Source organism: Amycolatopsis albispora (assembly GCF_003312875.1).
Lineage (GTDB): Bacteria > Actinomycetota > Actinomycetes > Mycobacteriales > Pseudonocardiaceae > Amycolatopsis > Amycolatopsis albispora.
This window is the reverse complement of record NZ_CP015163.1, coordinates 93,086-119,102: the sequence shown is the minus strand read 5'-3', so window position 1 is coordinate 119,102 and position 26,017 is coordinate 93,086. Positions and strand designations below refer to the sequence as shown.

Genomic DNA, 26,017 nt, shown 5'->3' with positions numbered 1-26,017 from the left:
CAAGCAGGCGGGAGCGGAGATGGACGACCAGCGGTTCTGGCAGCACGCGGCCGAGCACCTCGTCCGGTACGGCGGTGCGTTCACGCCGCGCGTGATCGAGCGCGCCGCCGGGTCGTACGTCTACGACAGCGACGGCCGGGCGATCCTGGACTTCACCTCGGGCCAGATGAGCGCGCTGCTCGGCCACTCGCACCCGGACGTGGTCCGCGCGGTCAGCGATTCCGCGGCCACGCTCGGCCACCTCTACTCCGGCATGCTGAGCCGCCCGGTGGTCGAACTGGCGCGGCGGCTGGCCGCGTCGCTGCCGGAGCCGCTGAGCCGGATGCTGTTGCTCAGCACGGGCGCGGAGTCCAACGAGGCCGCCATCAAGCTGGCCAAGCTGTACACCGGGAACTACGAGATCGTCGCCTTCGACCGGTCGTGGCACGGCATGACCTCCGGTGCCGCGGGCGCCACGTTCTCCGCGGGCCGCCGCGGTTACGGGCCGCCGGTACCGGGCAACCTGACCCTGCCGACGCCGGACGCCTACCGCTCGCCGTTCCGGCACGCCGACGGCTCGTACGACTGGGAAACCGAGCTGGACTACGGATTCCGGCTCGTCGACCAGCAGTCCGCCGGGAGCCTGGCGGCGTGCATCGCCGAGCCGATCCTGTCCTCCGGCGGCATCATCGAACTGCCGGAGGGTTACCTCGCGCGGCTCAAGGAGCATTGCGCGGCAAGGGGAATGCTGCTGATCCTCGACGAGGCGCAGACCGGACTGGGCCGCACCGGGACGATGTACGCGTTCGAGCGCGACGGTGTGGTGCCGGATCTGCTCACGTTGTCGAAGACGCTCGGCGCCGGGCTGCCGGTGGCCGCGGTGCTGACCTCACCGGAGATCGAGCAGACCTGCCACGACCGCGGTTTCCTGTTCTTCACCACGCACGTGTCCGATCCGTTCGCGGCATCGGTGGCGCTGACCGTGCTGGACGTGCTGGAGCGGGATTCGCTGGTGGAACGCGCGCAGGTGCTGGGCAAGGAACTCGGCGCGCGGCTGCTCGACCTGCGGGACCGCTACGAGGTGGTCGGTGACGTGCGGGGCCGCGGGCTGCTGCAGGGCGTCGAGCTGGTGGCGGACAAGGAGAGCAAGGCGCCCGCCGACTCGCTGGGCCGCGCGGTGACCGCGGCCTGCCTCGAGCGGGGGCTGCACATGAACATCGTGCAGTTGCCGGGCATGGGCGGGATCTTCCGCATCGCGCCGCCGCTGACGATAGAGGCGGCCGACCTCCACGCGGGGGTCGACATTCTCGAGGCGGCGCTGCGGTCAGTCGGGTAGCAGCGCGTCGAGTTCGTCGTCGAACAGCAGGCCCGGGTCGAAGCCCATCCCGCTGAAGTGGCCCGCGAGTTCCAGTGAGAGCACGCCGTGGACGCGGGTCCAGAAGGCGAGCGCCTGGCGGACGGCGGGGGTGGTCGCCTCGTGGTCGCCCGCCCAGTCGCGGTGGGTTTCCAGGTGCTTCACAAAGCGCGTGGCCACCCGCTTCGGCGGGCGCGTGGCGTGCGCGTCGAGCAGTACGGACATGATCTCGTTCGAGATCGCGGTGGTCTCCGCCGGCGCGTGGTAGCCGGGCACGGGGGTGCCGTAGATGAGGAAGTACCGGTGCGGGTCGCGCAGGGCCCACTCGCGGACCGCGTGGGCGAGCCCGCGCACGTCGGCACCGGCGTCATAGGCGGTATGGAGCTTCTCGGCGAGGCTGCGGTAGGCGTCGCGGATGAGTTCGGTGATCAACTCGTCGCGGCTGGCGAAGTAGCGGTAGAGCGCGGGCCCGCTCATGCCGAGGCTCTTGGCGATCGCGTTGAGGGACAACGCGGTCACCCCCGCGGTGGCGATCTGCTGCCAGGCGTGGTCCTTGATCTCCGCGCGCACCTGAGCCCGGTAGCGCTCCCGCGAAGTCATCCGGGTGCTGTCCATGGTTAGAGGCTATCACTTTCGCTATTGACACTCACGTTGACTGGGTTATAGCTTCTAACTAACGCGATAGGGCCTAGCAACCGAGGAGAACACGATGCCGAGCACCACGAGGCCCCGCCGCCACCGCCAGACCGGGGCGCGGGCCGCGCTGATCGCACTACCGCTGGCCTGTGCCGGAGCGCTCGGCTTCAGCGCCCCAGCACAGGCGACCGAGACGCGCGCTGGCACTGGCGCCTTCGCCTCTCAGCGATCTCAGGAGGCGGCGCTGACTTGTCGTGGTCAGGGCGTGGATCCCGCCGCCAAGATCCGGTACCGGGCCGAGCGGCTGATCAACGCGCCACTGAGCAAAATCTTCAGATTGCAGACGGACGTGGAGAGCTGGCCGTCGTGGCAGGAGCCGGTGCTCAGCGCCGATCGGCTCGATCACGGCCCGCTGCGTAGTGGTTCGCGGTTCCGGTGGACCACCCCGGCCCCGGCCACGCCGACCACCCCGGAGACCACGCTGGTCATCACCTCCACCGTCCACCAGGTGCAGCCGGGCCGGTGCCTGCGCTGGAGCGGCCCCGCGATCGGCGACGGGCTGCGCATCGACAACGGGGTGCACGTGTGGAACTTCCGCCAGGTCCGCGGCGGCGTGCTGGTGAGCACCGAGGAAACCTGGACCGGCGCCCAGGTCGAGGCCGACGTGCCCACCGCCACCCACTTCCTCGGGAGCGGCCTCGAACTCTGGCTGGACGACCTCAAGGCCACCGCCGAAGGCCACCCCTGCTGACCCCTTTTTCCCTTATGCCTCAAGGAGAATCGCCATGACCGCCACCACCCCCGACCAGCGCGGCGCCACCGGTTCACGAACCGTGGTCATCGCAGCCTGGGCCGCCGCGGTGCTCGTCGCCGGGCAGTTCGCGCTGATCGCCGTTGTCCCGGTCGCCATCGTGCTGATCGGCACCCTGGCCAGCACCCGAATGCGACCGTTCCGCTGGTGGGCGAGCGCGCTCGCCGCCGCGTACGCGCTGCCGCTGGCACTGTGGGCGATCGGCCCGGAGCGCGCGCCCAGCCTGTCGAAGGACATGCACCCGGCACTCGCCGCCCTGGTGGTCACCACGGCCGTCACCGCCGCCATCGCCCACCACCTCCTACGACGGCGCAACCGGATCTAACCTCGGCGGACCGCGCCTTCACAGAACACGAATGTGGCTTTCGGGGCACTTTTCGCCCCGAAAGCCACATTCGTGTTCTGCACCGGGAAAGGAGAGCAGCTCCACCATTTCCTGATCCGCCGCTATGAATGTGGCTTTCATTGCGCCACACGCTATGAAAGCCACATTCATAGCGTGTAGCGCCCCCTCACCCAACCCCAAGGACCCCACCAGCAAACCGGCAGCCGGGCGCTAAACCCAACCCGCAGCTCACCCACCCCTCCCCCATCCCCGGTCCACAGCCCAAACACGGCGAAGGACCCTTTGTCAAGGTACTCTTCCCAGCCTTGACAAAGGGTCCTTCGCCGTCGTCACACTGAAAAACCGGGGTGGCCCACCACGTCCACGCGAAAGCGCGCCGCATCCCCAAACGACCTAACCGGTTGACAGGTACCTTGCGCAACAAGGTACCTTGCCACCGTGACCAAAGACGCCCAGTTGCTCGCCCAGCTCCGGCGCGGGGTGATCGAGCATTGTGTGCTGGCCCTGCTGGCACGCGGCCCCCGCTACGGGTTCGACCTGGTCCGGGCGCTCGCCGCGGCCGAGGGGCTCGGCACGACCGAGGGCACGATCTACCCACTGCTGTCCCGCCTGCGCAAGGAAGGCCTGCTGGAAACCACCTGGCAACCATCCGACCAGGGCCCACCCCGGCGGTACTACGAGCTGACGGACCAGGGCCGCACCGCACTGGAAGTGTTCCACCGGCATTGGCGCGACTTCAGCGCCGCGGTGGACGAGGTTCTCGAGGGAGACAAATGACCACCGTGACCCACGAAGCCGCCGCGGCGTGGCTGGAGCGGTTCGACCGCGCCGCGGCCGCGCTGCCGCAACCCCGGCGGGGCGAGCTGCGGCAGGAGCTCGTCGAGCACCTGGAGGCGCTGATCGCCGAGGACCCGTCCGACGACGAACTCGCCGCGGCGGTGGACCGGCTGGGCGATCCGGCGGAAATCGTTGCCGCCGAAGGGCTTCCGCCGGTTTCGCCGGCGCGGGCCCGTGCCGCGCTGGGCTTGCTGCTCCTGCCGCTGACCGGCGTGCTCTACCTCGCCCCGGCACTGCCTCCCGGCCCGCCCAGCATGGCGCTGATCGTGCTCGCCTCGAGCACCGTGCTGGGGCTGGTCCTGCGCGCGGAAGCCTCCGCGAGCACCCGCGCGCTGGGCGTGCTCGGCGCGCTCGCCCCGCCGCTGGCCGGGCTGGGCGGCATCCTCGACAAGGTGTTCCAGGCCGGGCACCTCAGCACGCAGGCACCCGGCAGCCCGACCCAGTACGCACTGGTGACCGACTCGTGGGTCTCCGTGCTCGGCCAGCTCGCCATGCTGCTGCTCGGCCTCGGCCTGCCGGTGCTCGCCGGGATCCGGTTGCGCCGCCGGGAAGTTCCGGCCGACACCCGGCTGACGCTCGGCGGGCTCGTCCTGCTGCTCACCCCGGCCGTCGGGCTGGCGACCGCCTTGCTGCTGTCCGGTTCCCGGCTCGGCACCTCGGTCGGCACGATGCTCGAAGTACCGCTGGTGATCGTCGCGCTGGCCTGCGCGGCGGTCCTGCTCGCGGCCGGTGCACTGCTGCTCTTCCCGCCCGGATTCCCCTTGCTCACCAAGGTTCTGGTCGCGCTCGCGGTGCTGTCCGCGCCGATCGGCGTAGCGCTGCTCGCCGAGCACGAAGTCCGGCCCGCGGGGTTGGTCTGGGAAACGGGCGCCGCACCCCCGGCCTCCGTGCCGGAACCCGAGCCGGACAACCGGACCGTCCACCTTGGACTCGGCCTGCTCTTCACCGTCGCGCTGCCACTCGCCGCCGCGCAGCGGACCGGGGCACTCAGGCGCTGACATCCGGCACCTGGCAGCAAAAAGGACAAACGACCCGCGGAGCGCTGCGGCCGATCCACCCGGCTGCCACAATCGCCGCAGCGTTCCCCGGGAGGTTGTGATGACCACGTCCGAAGAACAAGGACAACTCCGGCCCGGCCTGCGACAGCGCCACGTGCGCATGATCGCGCTCGGCGGCATCATCGGCGCCAGCCTGTTCATCGGCAGCGGCGCGGTCATCCACACCGTCGGCCCCGCCGCCGTGCTGTCCTACGCGCTCGGCGGGCTGCTCGTGGTGCTCGTCATGCGGATGCTCGGTGAGATGGCCACCGCCTCCCCCGCGCTCGGCTCGTTCATGGAGTACGCCCGCGACGCGCTCGGCGGCTGGGCCGGGTTCACCATCGGCTGGCTGTACTGGTACTTCTGGGTGGGCGTGGTCGCCTTCGAAGCGGTCGCCGGGGCGAAGATCCTCCAACTCTGGCTGCCCGCCGTGCCGCAGTGGGTGTTCTCGCTGCTGCTGATGCTCCTGCTCACCGGCACCAACCTGGCGTCGGCGCGCTCCTTCGGCGAGACCGAGTTCTGGCTGGCCTCGGTCAAGGTCGCCACCATCATCGTCTTCCTGGTCGTCGGCACGCTCTTCGTGCTCGGGTTCTGGCCGGGCGCGCAGTTCTCCGCGGGCAACATCGCGCTCGACGGGTTCGTCCCGAATGGACCGTTCTCGGTGGTCCACGGTGTCGTGGTGGTCATCTTTTCCTATTTCGGCGCGGAAATCGTCACCATCGCCGCGGCCGAGTCGCGGGAACCGGCGACCGCGGTCCGCAAGGCGACCTCGACGATCGTCTGGCGGGTCATCGTCTTCTACGTCGGTTCCGTGGCACTGCTGGTGATGATCACGCCGTGGCGGGAGGTGCCCAGCGAGACCAGCCCGTTCGCCGCCGCCTTCGACCGGTTCGGGGTGCCCGCCGCGGCCACCATCGTCTCCGCGGTGGTGCTCACCGCCGCGCTTTCGGTACTGAATTCGGGGCTGTACACGGCTTCCCGCATGCTCTTCGCGTTGCGCCGCCACGGCTGGGCACCGCGGTGGATCGCCGACACCAACCGGCGCGGGGTGCCGTGGAAGGCGATCCTGCTGTCCACTTCGGTCGGTTACGTCGCGGTGGTGATGAGCTACGTCTCCCCCGACGCCATCTTCTACTTCATCATCAACTCCGCTGGCGCGGTCGCCCTGTTCGTCTACGCCATCATCTGCGGCTCGCAGCTGCGCATGCGGCGCCAGCTGGAAGCCGAAGCCCCGGACCGGCTGAAGCTGCGGATGTGGGGCTACCCCTGGCTGAGCTGGCTCACCCTGATCGCGACGCTGGCCGTCGCGGCGTCCATGCTCTTCGTCGACAACTCCACCCGCGCGCAGCTGTTCCTGAGCCTGGTCAGCCTCGCGGTGATCCTCGGGGTCTACGCCCTCATCCGGCGAACGCGCGCCAGGCAGGGAGAATGAGTGCGTGGAACCGGCCAGGGTACTGCTCGTCGAGGACGCGGACGCGATCCGCGCCGCCGTCGAGTCGGCGCTGACCGGCGCCGGGCACCGCGTGCTCGGCCTGGCCGACGGTAGCGGGCTGGAGCGCACGCTGATCGACTTCCGGCCCGACCTCGTGGTGCTGGACGTCATGCTGCCCGGCCGCGACGGCTTCGAACTGCTCCAGCTCGTGCGGCGGTCCAGCGCCGCCGGAGTGGTGCTGCTGACCGCGCGCGACGCCGTGGACGACCGCCTGCGCGGCTTCGGTCAGGGCGCCGACGACTACGTGACCAAGCCGTTCGTGCTGGCCGAGCTGGTGGCACGGGTCGAAGCCGTGCTGCGGCGGCTCGGCCGGACGCGGCCGGTGGTCGAGGTCGGTGACCTGGTGGTCGACGTGGATTCCGGTGTGGTCCGCCGGGGCGGCCAGCCGATCGAGCTGACCGCGACCGAGCTGAAGCTGCTCACCTTTCTCGCGCAGCGGCGGGATCGCGTGGTCGGCAAGGCGCAGCTGCTCACCGGCGTGTGGGGGTACGACGACTACGCGGCGAACCTGGTCGAGGTGCACGTCAGCGCGTTGCGCCGCAAGCTCGAAGCACACGGCCCGCGCCTGCTGCACACCGTGCGCGGCCTCGGTTACGTGCTGCGGGACCACGGCGACAACGGATGAGCCCTCTCCGCACCACCTCGCTGCGCCGCCGGGTGACGCTGACCGCGTTGCTGGTGCTCGGCGTGGTGCTGGTGGCACTGGGCATCACCATCGCCGCGGTGTTCACCGCGCAGGCCGAGCGCAACCTGAACGCGCTGCTCACCGGCCGGGTGCAGCTGGCGCAGCAGCTGGCGCGCGAGAACGTGGCCCCGGCGAACCTGGTGCGCCGCATCGACGCACGCGGCGTGGTGGTCAGCCTGCGCCTGCCGTCCGGCGACACCATCGGCGCGGTGCCCTCGGGTGAGCGCCGGCAGGTGCGGGCGGTGTTGTCCGGACCACCTCGGATCGACGGCGCCGAGCTGGTGCTGAGCGCCGACACGGCCCTGCTCGACGGCGCCGAGCGCACGCTGGTCCGGGTGCTGGTGATCGGCGGGCTGGCCGCCATCGCGGTGACCGCGGTGGCCTTGCTGCTCAGCATGAAGGTCGCGCTCCGGCCGCTGGACCGGATGACCGGGCTGGCCCGTTCGATCGCCTCCGGCAGCCGCGGCGGCCGGTTGTCCCCGTCTCGGCCGGACACCGAACTGGGGCGCACCGCGGAGGCGTTCGACGAGATGCTCGACGCGCTGGAAGCATCCGAGGAGCGGATGCGCACGTTCGTCGCGGACGCCGCACACGAACTGCGCACGCCGATCGCCGGGGTGCGGGCGGCCGCCGAAGCCGTGCTGGAGCTGGGCCCGGAGGCGGCGCCCGAGCAGCGGGAACGGCTGGAACTGCTGCTGGTACGGGAATCGCAGCGGGCCGGGCGGCTGGTCGACGACCTGCTGGACCTGGCGCGGATCGACGCCGGGCTGCGGCTGGAACGCGGGCCGGTGCGGCTGCGGGAACTCGCCAGGACCCAGGCGGACCGGCTGCGGTTGCTGGCGCCTTCGCTGACCGTGACGGTTTCCGGGCCGGAGGTGGAGGTGACCGCCGACGAAGGCCGGATCACGCAGATCCTGGCGAACCTGGCCGACAACGCCAGGAACGCGGCGGGCGACTCCGGCACCGTTGAATTCCACTGTGGACGGTACGGGACCACGGCTTCGGTGGTGGTCGAAGATTCCGGGCCCGGCGTGCCGGAGGCCGACCGGGAGCGGATCTTCCAGCGGCTGGTGCGCCTGGACACCGGCCGGGGCCGGGCCAGCGGCGGTTCCGGCCTCGGGCTGACGATCGCGCGTGGCCTGGCCAGGGCTCACGGTGGCGAGCTGAGCTGCCACGGCGCGAGCTTCCGGCTCACCCTGCCGTGCGAATGAGGTTGTCCAGGCGGGTGGCGTGGCCGGACAGCACCTGGGCCGGATCGGCGCCGAGCACGTCTCCGAGCACGGTGGCGTAGACGTCGCGGAAGTCGGTGGTGGCCTTGAGATCGTCGTTGTCCAGGTCGGTCAGGCTCGGCTGCTCGCCGTGGAAGCCGCCCTGGACCCGCTCGCCCAGCAGGAACATCGGGCCCGCGGTGCCGTGATCGGTGCCGTCACTGGCGTTCGCGCGCACCCGGCGGCCGAATTCCGAGTACACCAGCACGGTGACCTGCTTGCCGCGATCACTGCCCTGCAACCGCTGGGCGAACGGGGTCAGCGCGGTGTCCAGCTCGGTGAGCAGCCGCTCCTGCGTGCCGCGCTCGTCGGAATGGGTGTCGAAACCGCCCAGCGACACCGAATACGCCCGTGTCGGCACGCCCGCTTCGACCAGCCCGGCCACCAGGTCCAGCTGCGCGGCCAGACCCGAGCTGCCGCCCGCCGACGCACCCTTGTGCCGCTGCTCGTCCTCATCGTCCTTTTCGGACTCTTCACGCGCCGGTCCGCCGAGCACGCGCACGGCGTTGTGCAGATCGCCGATCGACCGCGTGGCCCTCGCCCGCCAGTGGTCCTCACCGGGCACCGGCTCGCCGAGCGCGGCGAAGGCAGCACCCAGTTCGCCCCTCGGCAGCGCCAAGCCGCCGACCGGCATCGACGCCGCCGCCGTGTGCTCCCCCGCCAGCAACGGCGGCAGCACCGGCTCGACCGACACCGCGCGCAGCGGGTCCGCGCCGGAGGCGTCCAGCCAGCGCCCGAGCCAGCCGCTCGGCACCGAAGTGTCCGGGGAAGCGGTCTGCCAGATCGCCATCGACCGGAAGTGGCTGTGGTCCGGCCGCGGATACCCCACCCCGCGCACGATCGCGAGCTTCCGGTTGTCCCATAAGCCTTTTAGGCCCTTCATGCCGGGGTTCAGCCCGAGCCCGTCACCGAGGTCGAGCACCTCCTCCGGCTGGTAGGCCAGCTCCGGCCGCGCGTCCTGGTAGGCGCGGTCGGCGGCCGGGACCACCGTGTTCAGCCCGTCGTTGCCGCCGTAGAGGGTGACCACCACCAGCACGCCGGCCGCGGGATCGAGCGGGTTCTCCGCGGCGGCGGTCATCAGCGAGTCCCAGTCCACCCTGGTCGCGCCGACGGCGAGCGCACCGGCCGCGGTCACCCCGCTCAGGGTGAGAAAACGGCGCCGCGTCACGGGGTTCATGCAGTCCTCCTCATCCGCTCACCACGTACTCGGGCGCGCAGGCGGCCACCGCGAGCAGCTTGCGCGGGTCCTTGGCCACGCCGTCGAGCGCCTTTCGGGTCCGGTCGGACCAGGTGTCCATCGCGAGGGTTTCGCGCAGCCGCGCCAGCGCGTCGTCCTTCGCCTTCTGCGCGACGAGCTGCGCGAGGTTCATCCGCGCCACACCCGCCGAAGTGGTCAGCCACGCCCCACCGGCGGGCCAGCCGCCGACGCTCGGCGGCCGGAACGGCAGTTGCCCCATCCCGCGCAGGCCGTTGAGCAGCTTCTTCGCGTCGAGATCACTCGCCTTCAGCCCGGTCGCGCGCAACAGGCCGACCAGCCATTCGACCGGCTGCTTGACGATCGTCGCCGCCGGGTCGCGGAACGCCGGCTCACCGGCGATGGCCCGCAGCGCGGCCCGGACATCACTGCCGGGGCGGTAGGCGGCGATCACCCGCTGGTGCGCGTCCGCTGGTGGCGGGTTCGGGGAAACCAGGCGGTACCACAGCCTTCCGGTGACAAACGCCGCCGACTCCGGCCGCGCCAGCACCAGGTCCACAAAGGACTCCGCGGTGAAGTCGCCTGGCTGGCCGAAGATCTGCTTGGGCGCACGGTCCTGGCGCTTCGGGTTCAGCTTCGCTTCCCCGGTTTTGCGGTCCAGCGTCCAGCCGGTGAGCGCTCGGGCGGCTTCGCGCACGTCCTGTTCGGAGTAGTGGCCGACGCCCAGCGCGAACAGTTCCAGGAACTCGCGTGCCAGGTTCTCGTTGGGTGAGCCGACCTTGTTGTCGTTGCCGTCCAGCCACTTCAGCATCGCCGCGTCGGTCACCAGCGCCTTGGCCAGCTCGGTGAACCCGCCCTTGCCGAGCCGGTGGAAGGTCTCGTTCTGCGCCAGCATCAGCGCCGGATCGCGGACCTTCTGCTCGCTGGTGGCGAAGTGCCCGTGCCAGAACCAGGTGAGCCGCTCGGTGTCGTCGGTGACCATGCGGTCCAGCCACCAGATCACCAGCCGCCGCTCCTGCTCGGCACGTGCCTTCTGGTCCGAGGAGGGCGCGTCCAGCTGAGGAAGTTGCCGCGGCCCGCCGGGCGCGAGCAGCTGGTCCAGTGCCGGGAGCGGCTCACCCGGCCGGGGCCCGAACCCGAACCGGTCGGCCAGCCGCCGGGCCGCGGCGCGTTCGTCGAGAACAGCCATGGGCCCGATTGTGGGCAGCGGCACGGCCGTGCCGCCAGGAACACGGGCCGATCTTCAGGTGACCCTCAGGCGTCCAGCATCGGCACCAGGAACTTGCGCGCCACCTCGGCCAGTTGCTCCTCGTTGTCGAGATCGACCAGCTGGCTGGGAATGGCCAGGAACGACGCGGAAACGCGGACCATCAGCTCGGCCACCAGGTCGGCGTCCAGCCCGGCCGCCACGGTGCCCGCGCGCTGCTCGCGGCGCAGCTGCCCGGCCACGAACTGCCGCACGGTGGCCAGGGTGCGGCCGCCGTCGCTGACCATCGACGGCACCAGCAGATCCGGTTCGGCCGCCATCAGCCCGCCGATCAGCGGATTGCCCCGGATGGCGCGCAGTGAGCTGACAAAGCCCAGCACCACCCGGTCGGCGGCGGTCTCGGCCTGCTCGATCTCGACGAGGAACCGGTCGAAGTAGCGGCGGAACTCGCGGCGCACCACCTGCTCCACGAGCGCGTCCTTGGTGGCGAAGCGGCGGTAGACGGTGATCCGCGAAACCCCGGCCCGCCGGGCGACGTCCTCCATCGTGGACCGCTGGATGCCCAGGCGGCAGAACTGCTCGTACGCGGCGTCGAGCACCCGCGCGCGAGCCTCGTCCACATCGTCCACCTGCTCGACGGCGTCGGAGTACGCGCGTTCGAGCATCGACTCCGCGCCCGCGGCCATGAGCACGGACAGCGCAGGTTCCACGTTCTCCTCCTGAGTCGGTTGATTCTGACTCACCGGCCGAGCCGCTGTCACGCCGGGGCGAACTCCCGCGCCACCTGCGGCAGGGCCACGCGCACGCTGCCGTTGTGGTCGACCGCGCCGACATCGGTCAGCCGCGGCCCGGCGCCCCGCGCGACGAGCTGCGCCCGGCAGTGCTCGGCGTTGGCGAAGGCGACGTCCCGGTCACCGGCGGCGTGGAACAGGTGCACGGGCACTTCGGGCGTCCAGTCGCAGGTGGTGTCCAGCGGGCGCAGCCGGTCCGCCAGTACTCCGGCGGGCTCCCGCACCCGCGCCAGGAACTGCTCGGTGAACAGGTCCTTCGCCGCCGGTGGCAGCGCCTTCGCGAGCTCCGGCGCCGGGTGGTCGCCGTCGAAGAGGGTTTCCACCTGGGCGGCGTACGGCTCGCGGAACGCTTCCGACGGTGACTCGTAGAGGCCGTACAGGCGATCCCACGCGATGCTGAAGTACGCCAGGTAGAGGCCGGCCTTCTCGATCTTGTCCGACGCGGCGTCCGCCTCGAACCGGCTCAGGTGGAACGGCCCGGCGATCGGCGCGAGCCCGCCCAGCGAGAACGCGGGATCGGCGCCCTCCTGCAGCGCGCGGCCGAACATCATGGTGGCCGGGCCGCCCTGGGAGAAGCCGCTGACCCGCACCCGTTCGTCGAAGGTCCGTCCCTGGCCGCCCGCCACCTCCCTGGCCGCCCGCAGCCCGTCCAGCGCGGCGGCCACGGTTGCCTCGGGATGCCCGTACGGATGGGTGCCCGGGCCTTCGCCGAGCCCGAGGTAGTCCGGGGCGGACACGGCCTGCCCGGTGGCGGCAAAAAGCAGCGCCGCCGCCCGGTCCGTGGACTTCTCGTTCACCGACGCGACATCGCCCCGGTAGACGGTGGTGCCGTGCAGCCAGGACACCACGTTCAGGTCGCTTCGCTCATTCTCGGGGAACGCGACCAGCTGACTGGCCGTGGTCGGCTCGCCGGTCGTGCCGACCGTGCGGTAGACCACCCGCTGCGCGCTCACTCCGAAGCGGACCTGCGACGCGTCGATCCCGGCCGCCCGCAGGCGCGCGGTGACTTCGGCCGGCGTGAGGTCGGCGACCGGCACGGCGGAGACCACGGTGCCGCGCCCCGGCTCGGGGGCGGCCTGCGGTTCGGTCGTACCGCAGGCCGTGGTGAGACCGGCGACGGCGACCGCGCCGGCCACGAACTTCTTGAGGTGCTTGCTTTTCACCTGATCATCTTTGGTTCCGGCCGCCCGCGGCGGCCAGCGGGCGCGCCCCCGGATCGGCCGTGGGGACAGCCCTACCCGAGCAGGCGCCACGCGGTGAGCGCGAGCCGGGCCCGGAGCAGGCCGGTCGGCTCGGTGAGTTCCACGCCCAGCGCCTTGCCCAGTTGCTCCAGCCGCCTCGCGACGCTGCTGTGGTGCAGGTGCAGCAGGTCCGCGGCCCGCCGCAGTGAGCCCGTGGTGCAGTAGGCGTCCAGGGTTTCGAGGTCCTCCGGGGCCAGCTCGGCGATCGCGGCCACGTCGGCGTTGTCCCGCGCGGTCTCGGCGGGCACGTGCGCGAGCAGCGCCAGCGCTCCCAGGTCGTCGTAGTGCACCACGGGCTGGCGCGCGGTGGCGAAGCGGAGCGCGGTCGTCGCCTGTTGCCACGAGCGGTCCGGGCTTCCGGCGGCGCCGACGCCCGCGAGCACGTCCGGCGGCAGGCAGGTCACGTCCACCGTGGTGGCCAGGATGACGCCCACGTCGGCGAGCGGCGCGGCCTTGACCGGGCGCCCGGGGCAGACCAGGCCGCCGAGCTGGTCCAGCGGCAGCGCGGACCGCACGGCCAGCACCTTGATCGGCAGGCCGGTGCCGAACCCCAGCAGCCGCAGCGCGCGGTTCCGCGCCGCGTCGTCGCTGGTGGCGCTGATCGCCAGTTCGACGAGCGCGGGATCGGCCATCGTGGTGCGGGCCGGGCTGTACCGCTCGACCACCGTCGCCACCGCGATGGCGAGCCGGTCCAGCAGTGCGTCGTCGAGCAGGCCGGGCGCACCGGCGCGCTCCAGCCACACCGTGCCGATCTCCTCGTCGTCCAGGGTGACCGGCTCCGACATGGACACCGGCAGTGGCGGGGCGGTCGCCTCCCGGCCGTCCGGCGCGAACCGCAGGGTCCGGCCCGTGCCGTGCAGCCGGATTCCCGCCACGCATCCGGCCAGCCCCGCCGAAGCACGGGCCAGCGCGGGCAGGTCCACGCGGCGCTTCATCAGCGTGTCGTAGAACATCACCACGCGGATCACGCCTTCGGCATCCGGGTCCAGATGCGACAATCTCGCGACCAACGCCTCCATGCCCCGCAGCGTACGCGGCGATCGTCGCGTGAGAGGGCCGGAACGCGCGACGCGTGGCGGACGACCACCAGCTCGCCGCCCGGCAGCATGACCGCATGGATCCCGAACTCGAAGCCTTCGTCCCGCTCTTCCCGCCCGCGAACCTCAACGACCCGGCCGTCGATCGCAAGAACTTCGCCGAGCTGGCCGCTTCGGTGCCCGAGCCGGACACCAGCGGCATGACCGTCGAGGACCACGTGGTGCCCGGGGAGCCGGAGGTGCCCGTGCGCGTCTACCGCCCGCACGAGGCGCAGGGTGCCGTCGTGTGGCTGCACGGCGGTGGCTGGGTGATGGGCACGCTGGACACCGAGCACCCGTGGGCCGCGCGGCTCGCCGAGGCCGCGGGCACCATGGTGGTTTCGGTGGGTTACCGGCTGGCGCCGGAAAACCCGTTCCCGGCCGCCTTCGACGACAGTTACGCCGCGCTGGCGTGGACCGTCGAGCACGCCGCGGAGTTCGGCATCGATCCCGAGCGCGTCGCGGTCGGCGGGCACAGCGCGGGCGGCGGGCTCGCGGCGGGTGTGGCGTTGCGGGCACGCGACGAGCAGGGGCCGCCGATCCGGTTCCAGCTGCTCAACCAGCCCGGCCTCGACGACCGGCAGGGCTCGTGGTCGGCGCAGGCCTTCACCGACACGCCCTGGGTGAACCGCGAGAAGGTCGGCGCGATGTGGGGGCACTACCTGGGCGGGCGGGAAGCCACGCCGTATGCGGCCCCGGCCCGCGCCACCGACCTGTCCGGACTGCCGCCCGCCTACATCGCCAGTGCCGAGTTCTGCCCCAACCGCGACGAGAACATCGAGTACGCGGTGCGCCTGCTGCGGGCGGGCGTGTCGGTCGAACTGCACCAGTGGGCGGGCACCTTCCACGGGTCGCAGGCGATCATCACCGCCGACGTGTCGCAGCGCCAGATCGCCGAACTCGGCGGCGCGCTGCGGCGGGCGCTCGCGCCATGACGGCCGACGCCCGCCTGGCCGGGCTGGTGAGACCGCATGCCGGGAGTTTCGCGGCCGTGGTGCTCCTGCAGGTCGTCGGCGCCATCGCGGGGTTGGCGCCGCTGCTGGCGGTGGTCGAGCTGGGCCGGATACTCCTGGCGCCGGAACCGCCGGACCAGGACCGCGTGTGGCTGATCGTGCTGGTGGGCGCGGCGGGCATGCTGGTCCGGCTGCTGTTCACCGCGGCGTCCTCCGGGATCGGGCACCTGCTCGACGGCCGCGTGCAGCTGTCGTTCCGCCGCCGGCTGGCCGAAGGGCTGGGGCGCGTGCCGATCGGCTGGTTTTCGCGGCGCCGCACGGGGGAACTGGCGAAGGTGGTCGGCGAGGACGTCGGCGCGGTGCACCCGTTCATCGCGCACGCGCCCGGTGAGCTGGTCGCCGCGTTTGTGGTGCCGCTGGTTTCGCTGGTCTACCTGGTGTCCATCGACTGGCGGCTGACGCTGGTCACGCTGATCCCGGTGGCGCTGGCCGTCGCGATGGTGCCGCTGATGATGACGCCGACCCGGCTGCGCGAGCAGGAGGAGTTCGACGCCGCCATGGGCCGGATCTCGAATTCGGTGGTCGAGTTCGTGCAGGGCATCGCGGTGGTCAAGGCGTTCGGCGGCACCGAGCGCGCGCACCGGCGGTTCCGCACCGCCGCGGACGCCTTTGTCGGCACCTTCAACCGCTGGGTGCACGGCATGTCGGTGCCCGCGGCCGGGATGCAGCTGGCGTTGTCGCCGCCGTTCGTGCTGGTGGTGGTACTGACCGGGGGCGCGGTGAAGATCACCGGGGGTGCGCTCGCCCCGGCCGACCTGCTGCCGTTCCTGTTGCTCGGCCTCGGCCTGACCGCGCCGGTGGCCGCGCTCGGCCACGGCTTCGACGATCTGCAGGCCGCCCGGCGCGCGGTCGGCCGGATCCGGGACGTGCTCGCCGTGCCACCACTGCCGGAACCGGCGAACCCGGTGGTACCCAACGGAAACCGGGTGGAACTGCGGGACGTCCGGTTCGCCTACGACAACGGCCGCGAGGTGCTGCGCGGCATCGACCTGGTGCTCGAACCGGGCACGGTCACCGCGCTCACCGGGCCGTCGGGCAGCGGTAAGTCCACTTTGGTCCAACTGCTGCCGCGGTTCTTCGACCCGGCCGGCGGTTCGGTGCTGCTCGGGGGCGTGGACCTGCGGGAGATCGGCAGCCGGGAACTGCACCGGCGGGTTTCGTTTGTCTTCCAGGACGTGCGCCTGCTGCGGGCGACGGTCGCCGAGAACATCGCGCTGGCGGTGCCGCACGCCGAGTTCACCGACGTGGTGCGCGCCGCGGAACTGGCCGGCATCCACGAGCGGATCCTCGAACTGCCGCACGGCTACGAGACCGTGCTCGGTGAGGAAACCGGGCTGTCGGGCGGCGAGGCGCAGCGGATCTCGCTCGCCCGCGCGCTGCTGGCCGACGCGCCCGTGCTGGTGCTCGACGAAGCCACGTCGTTCGCCGACCCGCAGACCGAACAGGCCGTGCGGCGGGCGCTGGCCGCGCTGGGCGGTGACCGCACGGTCCTGGTCATCGCGCACCGCGCGGAAACCATCGCCGGCGCGGACACCGTGGTGGTGCTGGACAACGGCGTCATCACCGAGATCCGGAGGTCCCGATGATCCGAATGTTGTTGCGCGTACTGGGAAATTCGTACGCCCGGCCGGTGCGGCGCACGGTGGTGCTGATGACCGTCACGGCGGCGGCCGAGGGCCTGTCCTACGCGCTGCTGGTGCCCGTGCTGAGCGCGCTTTTCGGGGCCGCGCCGGCGGATGCGTGGCCGTGGCTGGCCGGGTTCGGTGCCGCCGTGGCGGTCTACGCGGTCCTGCGGTACACCAGCGACCTGTCCGGATTCCGTGCCGGGACCACGTTGCTGCGCGGGATGTACCACCGCCTCGGCGACCACCTGGCCCGGCTGCCGGTGGGCTGGTACAGCGCCGCGCGGGTCGGCGAAGTGTCCTCTGTGGCCAGTCACGGGGTGCTCGAGTCGATGGGCGTGATCGCGCATCTGTTGTCCCCGTTCATTTCCGCCTGCGTGACGCCGTTGACCATCGTGGCCGTGCTGCTCGCGTACCACCCGCCACTGGGCCTGGCGGCGTTGCTCGCCGTGCCGCTGGTGGCGGCGGTGCAGGTGTGGACGGGCCGCTCGATGGCCGCCGCCGACGCGGACCGCGCCGAACGTGATCACGAGGCCACCGGCCGCGTCATCGAATTCCTCCAGGCGCAGCCGGTGCTGCGGGCGGGCGGCCGGACGGCGGAACGCTTCGCGCTGCTCGACGATTCGCTGCGGGAGGTCCAGCGCGCGACCCGCCGGTCCACGCTGGCGGCGCTGCCCGGGGTGGTCGGCCTGACGCTCGTGGTGCAGGCCGTGTTCACCGCCGTGCTGGTGCTGGGCGCCTACCTCGCGCTCGGTGGTGACATCGGCGCGGCCGAGCTGCTGGCGATCCTGGTGCTGGCCGCCCGGTGCGCGGACCCGCTGCTGTCGCTGGCCGACATCGGCGGAAAGCTGCGCGGGGCCCGGTCGGTGCTGGCGAAACTCGACACGGTCCTGCGCACCGAACCGCTGCCGGAGCCCGCCGCGCCTCGCCTGCCGGACGGCCACGACCTGGCGTTCGACTCGGTCACCTTCCGGCACGGCGACCGGGTGGTGGTGGACGACCTGTCGCTGACCGTGCCCGCGGGACGGCGGCTCGCCGTGGTCGGGCCGTCGGGCGCGGGCAAGAGCACGCTGCTGCAGCTGCTCGCCCGGTTCTACGACGTGGACGCGGGCGCGGTGCGGGTGGGCGGCGTGGACGTGCGCGAGCTGAGCACCGAGGCGCTGATGGCCCGGATCGCCTTCGTTTTCCAGGACGTCTACCTCTTCGACGGCACGATCGAGGAGAACGTGCGACTCGGCCGTCCCGACGCGACCGACGCCGAGGTGCGGGCGGCGGCGAGCGCCGCGCGGCTGGACGAGGTGGTCGAACGGCTGCCCGGCGGGTGGTCGGCGCACGTCGGCGAGGGCGGCGCGCTGCTGTCCGGCGGGGAGCGCCAGCGCGTGTCGATCGCGCGGGCACTGCTCAAGGACGCGCCGCTCGTGCTGCTGGACGAGGTGACCTCCGCGCTGGACCCGGTGAACGAAGCGGCGGTCCACGAAGGCGTCGAACGGCTGATGGCCGGCCGGACCGTGGTGCTGGTGGCACACCGGCTGCGGACCGTGCAGCGCGCCGACCACGTGGTTTTCCTCGACCGCGGCCGGATCGCCGAGCAGGGCACCCACGAAGAGCTGCTCCGCCGCGGCGGGCGCTACGCCGGTTTCTGGGCGATCGCCACCGCTCCGGCGTGATCCCGGAGCGCGATGTCGAGTGCGTCGGCCGCGGCGCACTCGACATCGGGCCGCACGCCGACCTGCTCCCAGTTGGTCCCGGTGACCGCGTTGACCGAGCGCGCGACGGGCAGGTGCAACTCCAGCACGTCGGTCAGCGCGACCGCTTCGACCGGGTGTGCGCCTCCGCCGGTCACCTCGCCGATCACCATCGCGCGGCCCTGCGCCTGGAGGTTGTAGGCGAGTTCCTCGCACCCGGAGAAGGTCTCGCGGCTGGTGAGCACCCGGATCGGCGCGTCGATCCTGGTCGCCGCGGGGGTGGTCCAGAACTGGCGCGGCGGGCGGTGGCGCTCCTCGACGTCCTGCAGGTGCACCGCCTGTGCGCCGAGCAGGTGCCCGCAGATCAGCGCCACGGTTTCCGGGGTGCCGCCGCGTCCGCCACGCAGATCGATCACCAGCGACGTGACCGAGGACAGCAGGGTGAAGGCGGCGCGGACGTACGGCTCGGCGAGGTGCACGGGTGAGAGGTAGGGCGCGATCGTGAGAACTCCGGCGCCATCGTCGAGCAGCCGCACCTCGCGGATCCCGCCCGCGTTGCGCAGCGCCTCGGCCGCGTAGTGCGCCTCGTACTCGGCGCTGTCGAAACCGGTGGCCGCGCCACGCGGCTGGTGCCGCACCCGCAGGTGGCGGTCGTTGTTGGTGCGTTGCAGGCGGCTGGTCAGCACCTCGGCGACGGCGTCCGGCGCGAGCCCGGTCAGGTCCAGGCTGAGCACGTCCGCGGTGATCGCGGGCGCGTCGTGGTCGAGGATGTACCGCTCGCGCACCAGGTCCGCGAGCTTCTGGATGAAGTCGGTCATGGGCGTCAGTCAACGGGCAGGCTTGCGCAAGCGGCAACTGTCCTTGACGCTTGATTCCATGACCGACGCCCTGCACGCCACCAGCCCGGCGCAGCTGCGGGCTTTCGCGCACCCGACGCGGCACCGGATCTGGCGCGACCTCGGCCCTGACGGCGCCACGATCAGCCAGCTCGCGAACCGCCTGCGCGTCAACAAGGGCAACATCGCGCACCACCTCAGGGTGCTCGTCGAGGCCGGACTCGTGCGCAAGGGGCCGACGCGGACCGTGCGCGGCGGCACCGAGCAGTACTTCGTCAAGACCGCGCGCAACGTCCGCTTCGGCCCCGGCGAGAACGGCGAAGCCACCCACGCGATGCTGTCCACCATCGCCGACGAGATCCCCGACGACGAGCGGAACCTGCTGCTCCACCGCGTGGTCCGGCTGACCGCGGCACAGGCGCGTGCGCTCCACGAGCACCTCGAAACCCTCGTGCACGACCTGCCGGAAACCCCGCGCGAGGCCGAATACGGCGTATTGGTCGGGGTGTACCGCCGGACCCACTAACGTCGGCCACATGAATTTCGATCATGCGCGCTGGCAGCGCCGCCTAGACGAGTTCCGCGCCGCACGTCATGTCCCCGGCGCCGCGCTGGCGGTGCTGGTGGACGGGGAGATCCACGAACTGGCCAGCGGGGTGCTGCACCGCGGCACCGGGGTCGAGGCGACCCCGGACTCGGTGTTCCAGTCGGGTTCGATCGCCAAGGTGTACACCGCGACGCTGGTGATGCAGCTGGTCGACGCGGGCCAGCTGCGGCTGGACAGCCGGGTCGCCGATCTGCTGCCTGGCTTCGAACTCGCCGACGGCGAACTGGCGAAGAACGTGACCGTGGGGCAGTTGCTCAGCCACACCAGCGGGATCGCCGGTGACTTCACCCGCGACACCGGCCGCGGTGACGACTGCCTCGCGCGGTACGTCGAAGCGTGCCGGGAGGTCGGCCGGGACTGCCCGCCGGAGACCGTGGTTTCCTACGCCAGCACCGGATACGCGATCCTCGGCCGGATCGTCGAGGTGCTCACCGGGCAGACCTGGGACAACGCGTTGCGCGAGCGGATTTTCGAACCGCTCGGGCTCGAGCACTCGATGACGCTGCCCGAAGAGGCGCTGCGGTTCCGCGTGGCGATGAGCCATCTCGGCGAGCTGGGCACCGATCCGGAACCCGCGCCGGTGTGGGACATGCTGCCGCGCTCGGGCGGGCCGTACGGGCGGGTGCTGTTCACCGCCGCCGACCTGATCCGCTTCGCGCGCATGCACCTCGAAAACGGCCTCGCCCCGGATGGCACGCGTGTGCTGTCCGCCGAGTCGGCGGCCGTGATGCGGCAGCACGTGATGGACACCCCGGACACCTGGTCGTTCATGACCAGCGGCTGGGGTTACGGCTGGGCGCTGTACGACTGGGACGGTGTCGCCGGATATGGGCACGACGGCGCTTCGGGTGGGCAGTTCTCCTACCTGCGCGTGGTGCCCGGGCGCGGGTTCGCCGCCGCCCTGCTGACCAACGGCGGCGAGGCGACGAGCTTCTTCGTCGATCTGTTCCAGGAACTGCTCGGTGACCTGGCCGGTGTGCGCATGCCCGACATCTTCGCGCCCGCGGCGGAACCGCCCGCGGTCGATGTCGCTCCGCTGGCTGGCACGTATGAACGGGAAGGCGTGCGCCTGACGATCGGCGAGCGGGACGGCACGCCGTGGGTGCGGGCCGAGCTGATCGGCGGCATGGCGGACTACTCGCCGCCGCTGGAGGCCGAGCTGGTGCCGGTGTCGGACACCGTGCTGGCGATGCCGGGCATGGGGCCGGTCAGCGCGCCGTGGCTGCCGCTGGTCTTCGGCACCCTGCCGGACGGCAGGCCGTACGTCTACTTCGGCATGCGCGCGGCCCCTCGCGTCTGAGGCGGTCAGGAATCGAGAAGCGGGCCCGATCGCGCCGCCCTAGGCTGGCCGCCATGAACCCGAAACTGCAGGTGAGCACCATCATGCTGGGTGTGCAGGACGTCGACCGCGCCAAGGAGTTCTACGCCACCGGCCTCGGCTGCACGGTCGAGCAGGACTACCCCGGGTTTGTCACGTGCGGGCTCGGCGACGGGTCGCCGAAGCTGGCGCTCTACGAATGGGACGCGGCGGCCGCGGACGCCGGTGTTTCCCCGGAGGGATCGGGTTTCCGCGGCTCCTCGTTCCACTTCATCACCGACTCCCGTGCCACCGTGGACGAGGTGATGACCGCCGCCGAGGCCGCGGGCGCCACCGTGGTCAAACCGGCCGAAGCCGCCGACTGGGGCGGTTACTCCGGCTACTTCGCCGACCCCGACGGTTACCTGTGGAAGGTCGCCACGGCCGCCTGACCCGCTACCGGTTCGCCCGCTCGATCGACCGCCGGATCAGGCCGCTGACGCCGGGCAGCCGGATGGCCCGCAGCATCAGGTCCCGGGCCCAGATCTCGGCCTTGCCGGACGGCGCGAACTGGCCGATCCCCTTGCGTGCCATGGCCTGCCGCTTGACCACCTCCGGGCGCAGGCCCGCCTCCCACGCGGCCAGCGCGGACGGCACGTCGTCACCCTGTTCGTCCAAAGTGGAGGCCAGCCGCTCGGCACCGGCCAGCGCGAGCGCCGCCCCGTACCCGGCGAACAGGGTGACGCACCAGGCCGCGTCGCCGAGCAGCACCACCCGGCCCCGGCTCCACCGGTCGAGCACCACCTGGCACACCGAATCGAAGTACGCGCCCGCGTCGGTTTCGAGCTGCCGCAACGCGTCCGGCACGCCACCGCCCAGGTCACCGAACGCGCCGGACAACGCGGCGGCCGGTCCCAGCGCCAGCTCGGCCGCCGGGTCTTCGGCGCGGTAGGTGAAGAAGGCCGACGACCGGCCCGGCCCGAGGTTCATCACCGCCGCGGTCCGTCCCGGGCCGATGAACGTGGTGCCCGCGCCCTCCGGCACGTCCGCCGGAACGTGGTCCAGCGGGAAGGCACCGACCAGGTGGCGCAGGTCCACCTTGCCCTCGGCGCCGAACACCAGTTCACGCACACCGGAGTGCAGGCCGTCCGCGCCGACCAGGAGCCCGGCCTGCTCGGTGGTGCCGTCGCTCAACGACACCCGTACCTCTTGTTCGTCCTGGCGCACCTCGGTGACCGTGGTGCCGAACCGGATTTCCACCACCGACCGCACCTGCTCGTACAACGCGGATTCCAGGTCACCGCGGAACACCGTGAGCATCCGCGGCCCCACCGCGGCCTGCGCGACCGCCGCCGGAACGGTGAACTTCTTGCGCCCGTCGGCCTTGACCAGGATCGACGTGAACACGCCCAGGTCGCTTCGGGCCAGCGCGGGCAGCAACCCCAGCCGTTCCGCGGCGTCGTAGCCGACGCCCGCGAGGTTCACCAGGTACCCGCTGCTGCGCCGCCCCGGGGCGCGCTCGACCACGAGCACCTCCCGGCCCGCCCGGTGCAGGCTGAGCGCCGTCGCCAGCCCGGCGATGCCCGCTCCGGCCACCACGACCCGTTGTGAATCCGCCAAAAACGACACTGTCTCTCCCGCACGCCGAAGTATGAGCAGATGCTCAAACCTAGTATGAGCACTTGCTCATTCTCGGCGCAACCCCCGGCAGTAGACTCGGCCCGTGCCAAGAGGCGTTGCCATTCCCGAGGTCAGGCAGCAGCTGTTCGCCGCGGTCGAGCAGCTGGTGGTCCGTGACGGCCCCGGCAAGCTGAGCGGACGGGCGATCACCGGCGAGGCGGGGGTGGCGACCGGGCTGCTGTACGCGCACTTCGCCGACTTCGACGACTTCCTGGCCGCCTACGCCGTCGATCGCAGCTTCCTGATCTCCGCCGCGGCGGCCGCGCTGCCCGAGCGGGCGGGCACCGGAACCGTCGCCGCGAACGTTTGCGAGGCCCTGCTCTCGACGCCGCCGGGCACGCTGCTGGCGTTGTCGCGGCTCATCGCGGCCAGGCCGCGATTGCCGGACAAGATCCGCGCGGTCCTCGGCGACCGGACGGCCGGGCTCGAAGCCGTCGAGAACGCCGCGACCGCGTACCTCACCGAGGAACAGCGGCTCGGCAGGCTCGCCGAGGCCGCCGATCCCGCCGCGCTGGCGCTCGCGGTCGTCGGCGTGTTGCAGCGCGTCGCGCTCAGCGGTACGCCGGACCTCGGCGCCCGCGTCCGGCCGGCGGTCACCGCCCTGCTCGACGCGGTCACCAGCGGAAAGGCACCGGCGGAATGACCGGGAAAGCCGTGGTGGTCGGCGGGGGCATCGGCGGCATGGCCACCGCGATCGGCCTGCGGTTGATCGGCTGGGAAGTGGTGGTGGCCGAGCGCGCCACCGAACTCGCCGACGTCGGCGCGGGCATCTCCTTGCACGCCAACGGGTTGCGCGCGCTGGACGAATTGGGCGTCGGCGAAGCCGTGCGCGCGGCGGGCAGGCGGCAGCGCACCACCTCGACCCGCACACCGGCCGGGCGGCCGCTCGCGCGGATGACCGCGACCGGCACGGAGTTCACCCCGCTCGGCATTCCCCGCGCCGTGCTGCACCGGCTGCTCCGGGACGCGCTGCCCGGCGGCGCGCTGCGCATCGGCGCCGAAGTGTCTTCTGTGGACGTTTCGGATCCGGGCGGCGCACGGGTGAAACTGGGGAGCGAGGTGCTCGACGCCGACGTGGTGGTGGCCGCGGACGGGGTGCACAGCCGGTTGCGCGCGCAGTTGTTCCCCGGCCATCCCGGCGCGGTCCACAGCGGCTCGACCGTGCTGCGCGCGATCACGGCACCACCGGTCGTGCCCGCCGACGAGTTCGAACTCACCTGGGGCCGCGGCGCGGAATTCGGCCACCTCCTCTTCGCCGACGGGCGGATCGAGTGGCACGCCGTGCTGACCGGCCCCGCCGGGGTCCGCTTCCCGGACCCGCTCGCCGAGCTGCGACGGCGGTTCGGCGGCTGGCACGAGCCGATTCCGGCGTTCCTGGCCGCGACCGAGCCGGAAGCCGTGCTGCACCACGACATCCACGAGATCGTCACCCCGCTGCCCAGCTACCGCGCCGGGCGCGTGGTCCTGCTCGGCGACGCCGCCCACGCGATGGTGCCGAACCTCGGGCAGGGCGCCTGCCAGGCGCTGGAGGACGCGGTGGTGCTCGCCGCCGCGCTCGCCGGAAGCACTTCCGCCGACGCCGCGCTGGCCCGCTACGACACCGAGCGCCGCCCGCGCAGCCAGGCCATCGCGCGGGCGGCCCGGCAGGCGAGCCGGCTGGGCCAGCAGCTGACGCACCCGGCGGCGGTCGCCCTCCGTGACACCGCCCTGCGCCTGCTGCCACCGGGACTGAGCGCACGCGCGATCATGCGGCACGCTTCGTGGTCACCACCGGCCCTGCGCCCCGCCTGAACCTGGTTGCGGCGGTCGAAATACTGGTGGGGAACACGAGATCGGCGACTGAGGGGAACACTTGGGTGGGCAGCACGAGCAACGAGCACCGGCTGTTGTCGGTGCTCGCGAAACGCACGGCCACGCGCAGCAAGCCGGGCGCGCGGCGGGACGGTTACCGGGTGGCGCTGGCCATCGAGGGCGGCGGCATGCGCGGCACGGTTTCGGCCGGCATGGCCTGGACGCTCAAGGAACTCGGGCTGCTGCCCGCGTTCGACGCGGTCTACGGCTCGTCCGCGGGCGCGATCTCCGGGGCGTGGCTGCTCAGCAGCAGGCCGGAAGGGCTGCACGGCTGGACCGATCCGACCTTCGCGCGGGCGCTGATCCGCAAGCGCAACCTGCTGCGCGCCCGCCCGGTCGTCGACGTCGAGCAGCTGGTCGAAGTGGTGTACACCAGCCAGTTCCCGCTCGACTACGCCTCGGTGCTGGCGAACCCGATCGAGTTCCACCCGCTGGCCACCGACGTGGCCACGGGCGCGCCGGTGGACCTGCACGGCCACCTCACCGACGAACGTGCGCTGCGGCTGGCGTTGCGTGCCAGCGCGGCGATGCCCCTGCTGGCCGGGCGCCCGGTGGCGATCGGGCCCAACCGCTACTACGACGCCGGGGTGGCCGAGTCGATCCCGTTCCACCAGGCCCTGCGGGACGGCGCGACGCACGTGCTGGTGCTGCGCTCGCGTCGCCGGGTGGACCGGGCGCCGCAACGGGAGCGGCCCTCGCTCGGCTACCGGCTGGTCGCGCGGTTCGGCATGCGGCGCTACCGCGAACTGCGAGCCGTCTTCCTCGCCGGGGACGCGCAACTCGCCGCGGCGGACCTGCTGCTCGCGCGGTACGACGCCGACGAGGACCGCGACGGTCCCGCGCTGCTGTCGATCCGCCCGTCGGACGCGTCCCCGCACATCACCCGCCTCGAATCCGACGGCGGGAGGCTGCGCACCGCCTTCGAAGCAGGCCGGGACGCCGTGCGGTCGCTGCTGCCCGCCAGCATCCTGGGGCCGGTCCCGTCCCCGGAGCACTAGGTCACTCCCGCAGGCGGCGCTCCTCTTCGCGGTCCGATCGGGTGAGCCGCTCGGCGGGGACCTTCACGGCGAGCCCGAACGCGGCCACCCCGAGCACCGCCAGCCCGATGCCGATGACGCGTCGCGGGCCTTCGACCTCCGCGCAGGCAGCGGGCCCGTCCTCGGCCGAGTGCGCCGGGTGCTCACCGGGGCCGAAGGAATTGCCGCAGTCGAACAGCACCATCGCCACCACCTCGTCGCTGTCCAGCTCGGGCCCCATGCCGATGATGGTGTGGTGGTTCGTCCACCACGAGTAGAGCGTGCGTTCGACGGTGACCCCGCGCTCGCCCGCGGTGTAGTCGACGGTGATCGGCACGAGCAGCAGCCAGGCGGCGTAACCGATCGCCAGCGCCGCGGCGAGGCGGACGTAGAGCCGGGGAGCCCGGAACGGGCTGAGACGCGCGGACATCCGCCCATTGTGGGGTGACCACCCG

26 protein-coding genes are annotated in these 26,017 nt (G+C 72.1%); 17 read left to right on the top strand and 9 right to left on the bottom strand.

The genetic code is table 11. The annotated features are described in order from the left end of the window. Window positions 1-19 precede the first annotated feature (19 nt). Entirely contained in the window at window positions 20-1,315 is a 1,296-nt protein-coding gene (locus A4R43_RS00605) for an aspartate aminotransferase family protein (protein ID WP_113690484.1), read from the top strand. Here A4R43_RS00605 and A4R43_RS00600 read toward each other — a convergent pair. Next, entirely contained in the window at window positions 1,304-1,948 is a 645-nt protein-coding gene (locus tag A4R43_RS00600) for a TetR/AcrR family transcriptional regulator (protein ID WP_113690483.1), read from the bottom strand. The two genes, A4R43_RS00605 and A4R43_RS00600, sit on opposite strands and share 12 nt — an antisense overlap. A 94-nt stretch (window positions 1,949-2,042) precedes the next feature. On the opposite strand from A4R43_RS00600, the gene A4R43_RS00595 reads away from it, so the two are divergent. The 7 genes from A4R43_RS00595 (at window position 2,043) to A4R43_RS00565 (ending at window position 8,388) form a co-directional block, all read left to right on the top strand. Further along, window positions 2,043-2,720, top strand: coding sequence for an SRPBCC family protein (locus A4R43_RS00595; RefSeq protein ID WP_113690482.1), 678 nt, complete (start codon window positions 2,043-2,045; stop codon window positions 2,718-2,720). Window positions 2,721-2,754: 34 nt separating this feature from the next. Next, window positions 2,755-3,105 carry a hypothetical protein gene (locus A4R43_RS00590; protein WP_113690481.1) on the top strand — a complete coding sequence of 117 codons (351 nt, stop codon included), beginning with the start codon at window positions 2,755-2,757 and terminating at the stop codon, window positions 3,103-3,105. Between the two features lie 459 nt (window positions 3,106-3,564). After that, window positions 3,565-3,903 (top strand): PadR family transcriptional regulator, encoded by a 339-nt coding sequence (locus tag A4R43_RS00585; protein WP_205215194.1) that lies wholly within the window; start codon window positions 3,565-3,567, stop codon window positions 3,901-3,903. Continuing rightward, entirely contained in the window at window positions 3,900-4,961 is a 1,062-nt protein-coding gene (locus A4R43_RS00580; protein WP_113690480.1) for an HAAS signaling domain-containing protein, read from the top strand. The genes A4R43_RS00585 and A4R43_RS00580 overlap by 4 nt, the downstream gene beginning before the upstream one ends. Window positions 4,962-5,061: 100 nt before the next feature. Beyond that, a complete protein-coding gene (locus A4R43_RS00575; protein ID WP_113690479.1) occupies window positions 5,062-6,432 on the top strand; it encodes an amino acid permease in 1,371 nt (456 codons plus the stop codon). 4 nt (window positions 6,433-6,436) lie between these two features. Beyond that, entirely contained in the window at window positions 6,437-7,117 is a 681-nt protein-coding gene (locus A4R43_RS00570) for a response regulator transcription factor (protein ID WP_113690478.1), read from the top strand. Next, window positions 7,114-8,388, top strand: coding sequence for a HAMP domain-containing sensor histidine kinase (locus tag A4R43_RS00565; protein ID WP_113690477.1), 1,275 nt, complete (start codon window positions 7,114-7,116; stop codon window positions 8,386-8,388). Before A4R43_RS00570 ends, A4R43_RS00565 begins: the two co-directional genes overlap by 4 nt. On the opposite strand, the gene A4R43_RS00560 is transcribed toward A4R43_RS00565, so the two are convergent. From A4R43_RS00560 to A4R43_RS00540, 5 genes are all read right to left on the bottom strand, one after another. Then, window positions 8,369-9,622 (bottom strand): DUF1501 domain-containing protein, encoded by a 1,254-nt coding sequence (locus A4R43_RS00560; RefSeq protein WP_113690476.1) that lies wholly within the window; start codon window positions 9,620-9,622, stop codon window positions 8,369-8,371. The genes A4R43_RS00565 and A4R43_RS00560 overlap by 20 nt on opposite strands. Window positions 9,623-9,632: 10 nt before the next feature. After that, entirely contained in the window at window positions 9,633-10,829 is a 1,197-nt protein-coding gene (locus A4R43_RS00555) for a DUF1800 domain-containing protein (protein WP_113690475.1), read from the bottom strand. Window positions 10,830-10,894: 65 nt separating this feature from the next. Next, window positions 10,895-11,557 carry a TetR/AcrR family transcriptional regulator gene (locus A4R43_RS00550; RefSeq protein ID WP_236808685.1) on the bottom strand — a complete coding sequence of 221 codons (663 nt, stop codon included), beginning with the start codon at window positions 11,555-11,557 and terminating at the stop codon, window positions 10,895-10,897. Window positions 11,558-11,604: 47 nt separating this feature from the next. Continuing rightward, window positions 11,605-12,801, bottom strand: coding sequence for an alpha/beta hydrolase family protein (locus A4R43_RS00545; RefSeq protein WP_205215193.1), 1,197 nt, complete (start codon window positions 12,799-12,801; stop codon window positions 11,605-11,607). Between the two features lie 71 nt (window positions 12,802-12,872). Continuing rightward, window positions 12,873-13,898, bottom strand: coding sequence for a PucR family transcriptional regulator (locus A4R43_RS00540; RefSeq protein WP_113690474.1), 1,026 nt, complete (start codon window positions 13,896-13,898; stop codon window positions 12,873-12,875). A gap of 95 nt (window positions 13,899-13,993) precedes the next feature. Here A4R43_RS00540 and A4R43_RS00535 point away from each other — a divergent pair, with 95 nt between their 5' ends. The 3 genes from A4R43_RS00535 to A4R43_RS00525 are packed head-to-tail and all read left to right on the top strand — an operon-like array spanning window position 13,994 to window position 18,257. After that, window positions 13,994-14,890, top strand: coding sequence for an alpha/beta hydrolase (locus tag A4R43_RS00535; protein WP_113697266.1), 897 nt, complete (start codon window positions 13,994-13,996; stop codon window positions 14,888-14,890). Next, window positions 14,887-16,554: an ABC transporter ATP-binding protein gene (locus A4R43_RS00530; protein ID WP_113690473.1), complete on the top strand. Its 1,668-nt coding sequence runs from the start codon at window positions 14,887-14,889 to the stop codon at window positions 16,552-16,554. The genes A4R43_RS00535 and A4R43_RS00530 overlap by 4 nt, the downstream gene beginning before the upstream one ends. Next, window positions 16,551-18,257: an ABC transporter ATP-binding protein gene (locus tag A4R43_RS00525; protein ID WP_113690472.1), complete on the top strand. Its 1,707-nt coding sequence runs from the start codon at window positions 16,551-16,553 to the stop codon at window positions 18,255-18,257. The genes A4R43_RS00530 and A4R43_RS00525 overlap by 4 nt, the downstream gene beginning before the upstream one ends. On the opposite strand, the gene A4R43_RS00520 is transcribed toward A4R43_RS00525, so the two are convergent. Then, the gene (locus A4R43_RS00520; RefSeq protein ID WP_113690471.1) at window positions 18,218-19,093 is read right to left on the bottom strand and encodes a S41 family peptidase; all 876 of its coding nucleotides are present in this window, start codon (window positions 19,091-19,093) and stop codon (window positions 18,218-18,220) included. The genes A4R43_RS00525 and A4R43_RS00520 overlap by 40 nt on opposite strands. 58 nt (window positions 19,094-19,151) lie before the next feature. Here A4R43_RS00520 and A4R43_RS00515 point away from each other — a divergent pair, with 58 nt between their 5' ends. From A4R43_RS00515 to A4R43_RS00505, 3 genes are read left to right on the top strand one after another with little or no spacing between them, the layout of a single operon-like run. Further along, complete coding sequence (locus tag A4R43_RS00515; RefSeq protein ID WP_113690470.1) at window positions 19,152-19,637, top strand: helix-turn-helix domain-containing protein; 486 nt, start codon at window positions 19,152-19,154, stop codon at window positions 19,635-19,637. A 10-nt stretch (window positions 19,638-19,647) separates the two neighbouring features. Next, window positions 19,648-21,018: a serine hydrolase domain-containing protein gene (locus tag A4R43_RS00510; protein WP_113690469.1), complete on the top strand. Its 1,371-nt coding sequence runs from the start codon at window positions 19,648-19,650 to the stop codon at window positions 21,016-21,018. 53 nt (window positions 21,019-21,071) lie between these two features. Beyond that, a complete protein-coding gene (locus A4R43_RS00505; RefSeq protein WP_113690468.1) occupies window positions 21,072-21,467 on the top strand; it encodes a VOC family protein in 396 nt (131 codons plus the stop codon). A gap of 4 nt (window positions 21,468-21,471) precedes the next feature. Here the strand turns inward: A4R43_RS00505 and A4R43_RS00500 are convergent, their stop codons facing one another. Then, the gene (locus A4R43_RS00500; protein WP_236808683.1) at window positions 21,472-22,635 is read right to left on the bottom strand and encodes an FAD-dependent oxidoreductase; all 1,164 of its coding nucleotides are present in this window, start codon (window positions 22,633-22,635) and stop codon (window positions 21,472-21,474) included. A 103-nt stretch (window positions 22,636-22,738) separates the two neighbouring features. On the opposite strand from A4R43_RS00500, the gene A4R43_RS00495 reads away from it, so the two are divergent. The 3 genes from A4R43_RS00495 to A4R43_RS00485 all read left to right on the top strand — a co-directional run bounded on the left by A4R43_RS00495 (window position 22,739) and on the right by A4R43_RS00485 (window position 25,544). After that, the gene (locus A4R43_RS00495) at window positions 22,739-23,338 is read left to right on the top strand and encodes a TetR/AcrR family transcriptional regulator (RefSeq protein ID WP_113690466.1); all 600 of its coding nucleotides are present in this window, start codon (window positions 22,739-22,741) and stop codon (window positions 23,336-23,338) included. Further along, complete coding sequence (locus A4R43_RS00490) at window positions 23,335-24,486, top strand: FAD-dependent monooxygenase (protein ID WP_113690465.1); 1,152 nt, start codon at window positions 23,335-23,337, stop codon at window positions 24,484-24,486. Before A4R43_RS00495 ends, A4R43_RS00490 begins: the two co-directional genes overlap by 4 nt. 65 nt (window positions 24,487-24,551) lie before the next feature. Further along, the gene (locus A4R43_RS00485; protein ID WP_236808681.1) at window positions 24,552-25,544 is read left to right on the top strand and encodes a patatin-like phospholipase family protein; all 993 of its coding nucleotides are present in this window, start codon (window positions 24,552-24,554) and stop codon (window positions 25,542-25,544) included. A 1-nt stretch (window position 25,545) separates the two neighbouring features. Here A4R43_RS00485 and A4R43_RS00480 read toward each other — a convergent pair whose 3' ends face one another. Then, complete coding sequence (locus tag A4R43_RS00480; RefSeq protein ID WP_113690464.1) at window positions 25,546-25,992, bottom strand: hypothetical protein; 447 nt, start codon at window positions 25,990-25,992, stop codon at window positions 25,546-25,548. Between the last annotated feature and the right edge of the window lie 25 nt (window positions 25,993-26,017).

Coding starts and splice junctions, on each gene's coding strand:
- A4R43_RS00505 (WP_113690468.1), top strand. CDS start 21,072: ATGAACCCGAAACTGCAGGTGAGCACCATCATGCTGGGTGTGCAGGAC.
- A4R43_RS00535 (WP_113697266.1), top strand. CDS start 13,994: ATGGATCCCGAACTCGAAGCCTTCGTCCCGCTCTTCCCGCCCGCGAAC.
- A4R43_RS00580 (WP_113690480.1), top strand. CDS start 3,900: ATGACCACCGTGACCCACGAAGCCGCCGCGGCGTGGCTGGAGCGGTTC.
- A4R43_RS00530 (WP_113690473.1), top strand. CDS start 14,887: ATGACGGCCGACGCCCGCCTGGCCGGGCTGGTGAGACCGCATGCCGGG.
- A4R43_RS00510 (WP_113690469.1), top strand. CDS start 19,648: ATGAATTTCGATCATGCGCGCTGGCAGCGCCGCCTAGACGAGTTCCGC.
- A4R43_RS00575 (WP_113690479.1), top strand. CDS start 5,062: ATGACCACGTCCGAAGAACAAGGACAACTCCGGCCCGGCCTGCGACAG.
- A4R43_RS00490 (WP_113690465.1), top strand. CDS start 23,335: ATGACCGGGAAAGCCGTGGTGGTCGGCGGGGGCATCGGCGGCATGGCC.
- A4R43_RS00515 (WP_113690470.1), top strand. CDS start 19,152: ATGACCGACGCCCTGCACGCCACCAGCCCGGCGCAGCTGCGGGCTTTC.
- A4R43_RS00605 (WP_113690484.1), top strand. CDS start 20: ATGGACGACCAGCGGTTCTGGCAGCACGCGGCCGAGCACCTCGTCCGG.
- A4R43_RS00600 (WP_113690483.1), bottom strand. CDS start 1,948: ATGGACAGCACCCGGATGACTTCGCGGGAGCGCTACCGGGCTCAGGTG.
- A4R43_RS00590 (WP_113690481.1), top strand. CDS start 2,755: ATGACCGCCACCACCCCCGACCAGCGCGGCGCCACCGGTTCACGAACC.
- A4R43_RS00565 (WP_113690477.1), top strand. CDS start 7,114: ATGAGCCCTCTCCGCACCACCTCGCTGCGCCGCCGGGTGACGCTGACC.
- A4R43_RS00480 (WP_113690464.1), bottom strand. CDS start 25,992: ATGTCCGCGCGTCTCAGCCCGTTCCGGGCTCCCCGGCTCTACGTCCGC.
- A4R43_RS00595 (WP_113690482.1), top strand. CDS start 2,043: ATGCCGAGCACCACGAGGCCCCGCCGCCACCGCCAGACCGGGGCGCGG.
- A4R43_RS00540 (WP_113690474.1), bottom strand. CDS start 13,898: ATGGAGGCGTTGGTCGCGAGATTGTCGCATCTGGACCCGGATGCCGAA.
- A4R43_RS00520 (WP_113690471.1), bottom strand. CDS start 19,093: ATGACCGACTTCATCCAGAAGCTCGCGGACCTGGTGCGCGAGCGGTAC.
- A4R43_RS00560 (WP_113690476.1), bottom strand. CDS start 9,622: ATGAACCCCGTGACGCGGCGCCGTTTTCTCACCCTGAGCGGGGTGACC.
- A4R43_RS00525 (WP_113690472.1), top strand. CDS start 16,551: ATGATCCGAATGTTGTTGCGCGTACTGGGAAATTCGTACGCCCGGCCG.
- A4R43_RS00555 (WP_113690475.1), bottom strand. CDS start 10,829: ATGGCTGTTCTCGACGAACGCGCCGCGGCCCGGCGGCTGGCCGACCGG.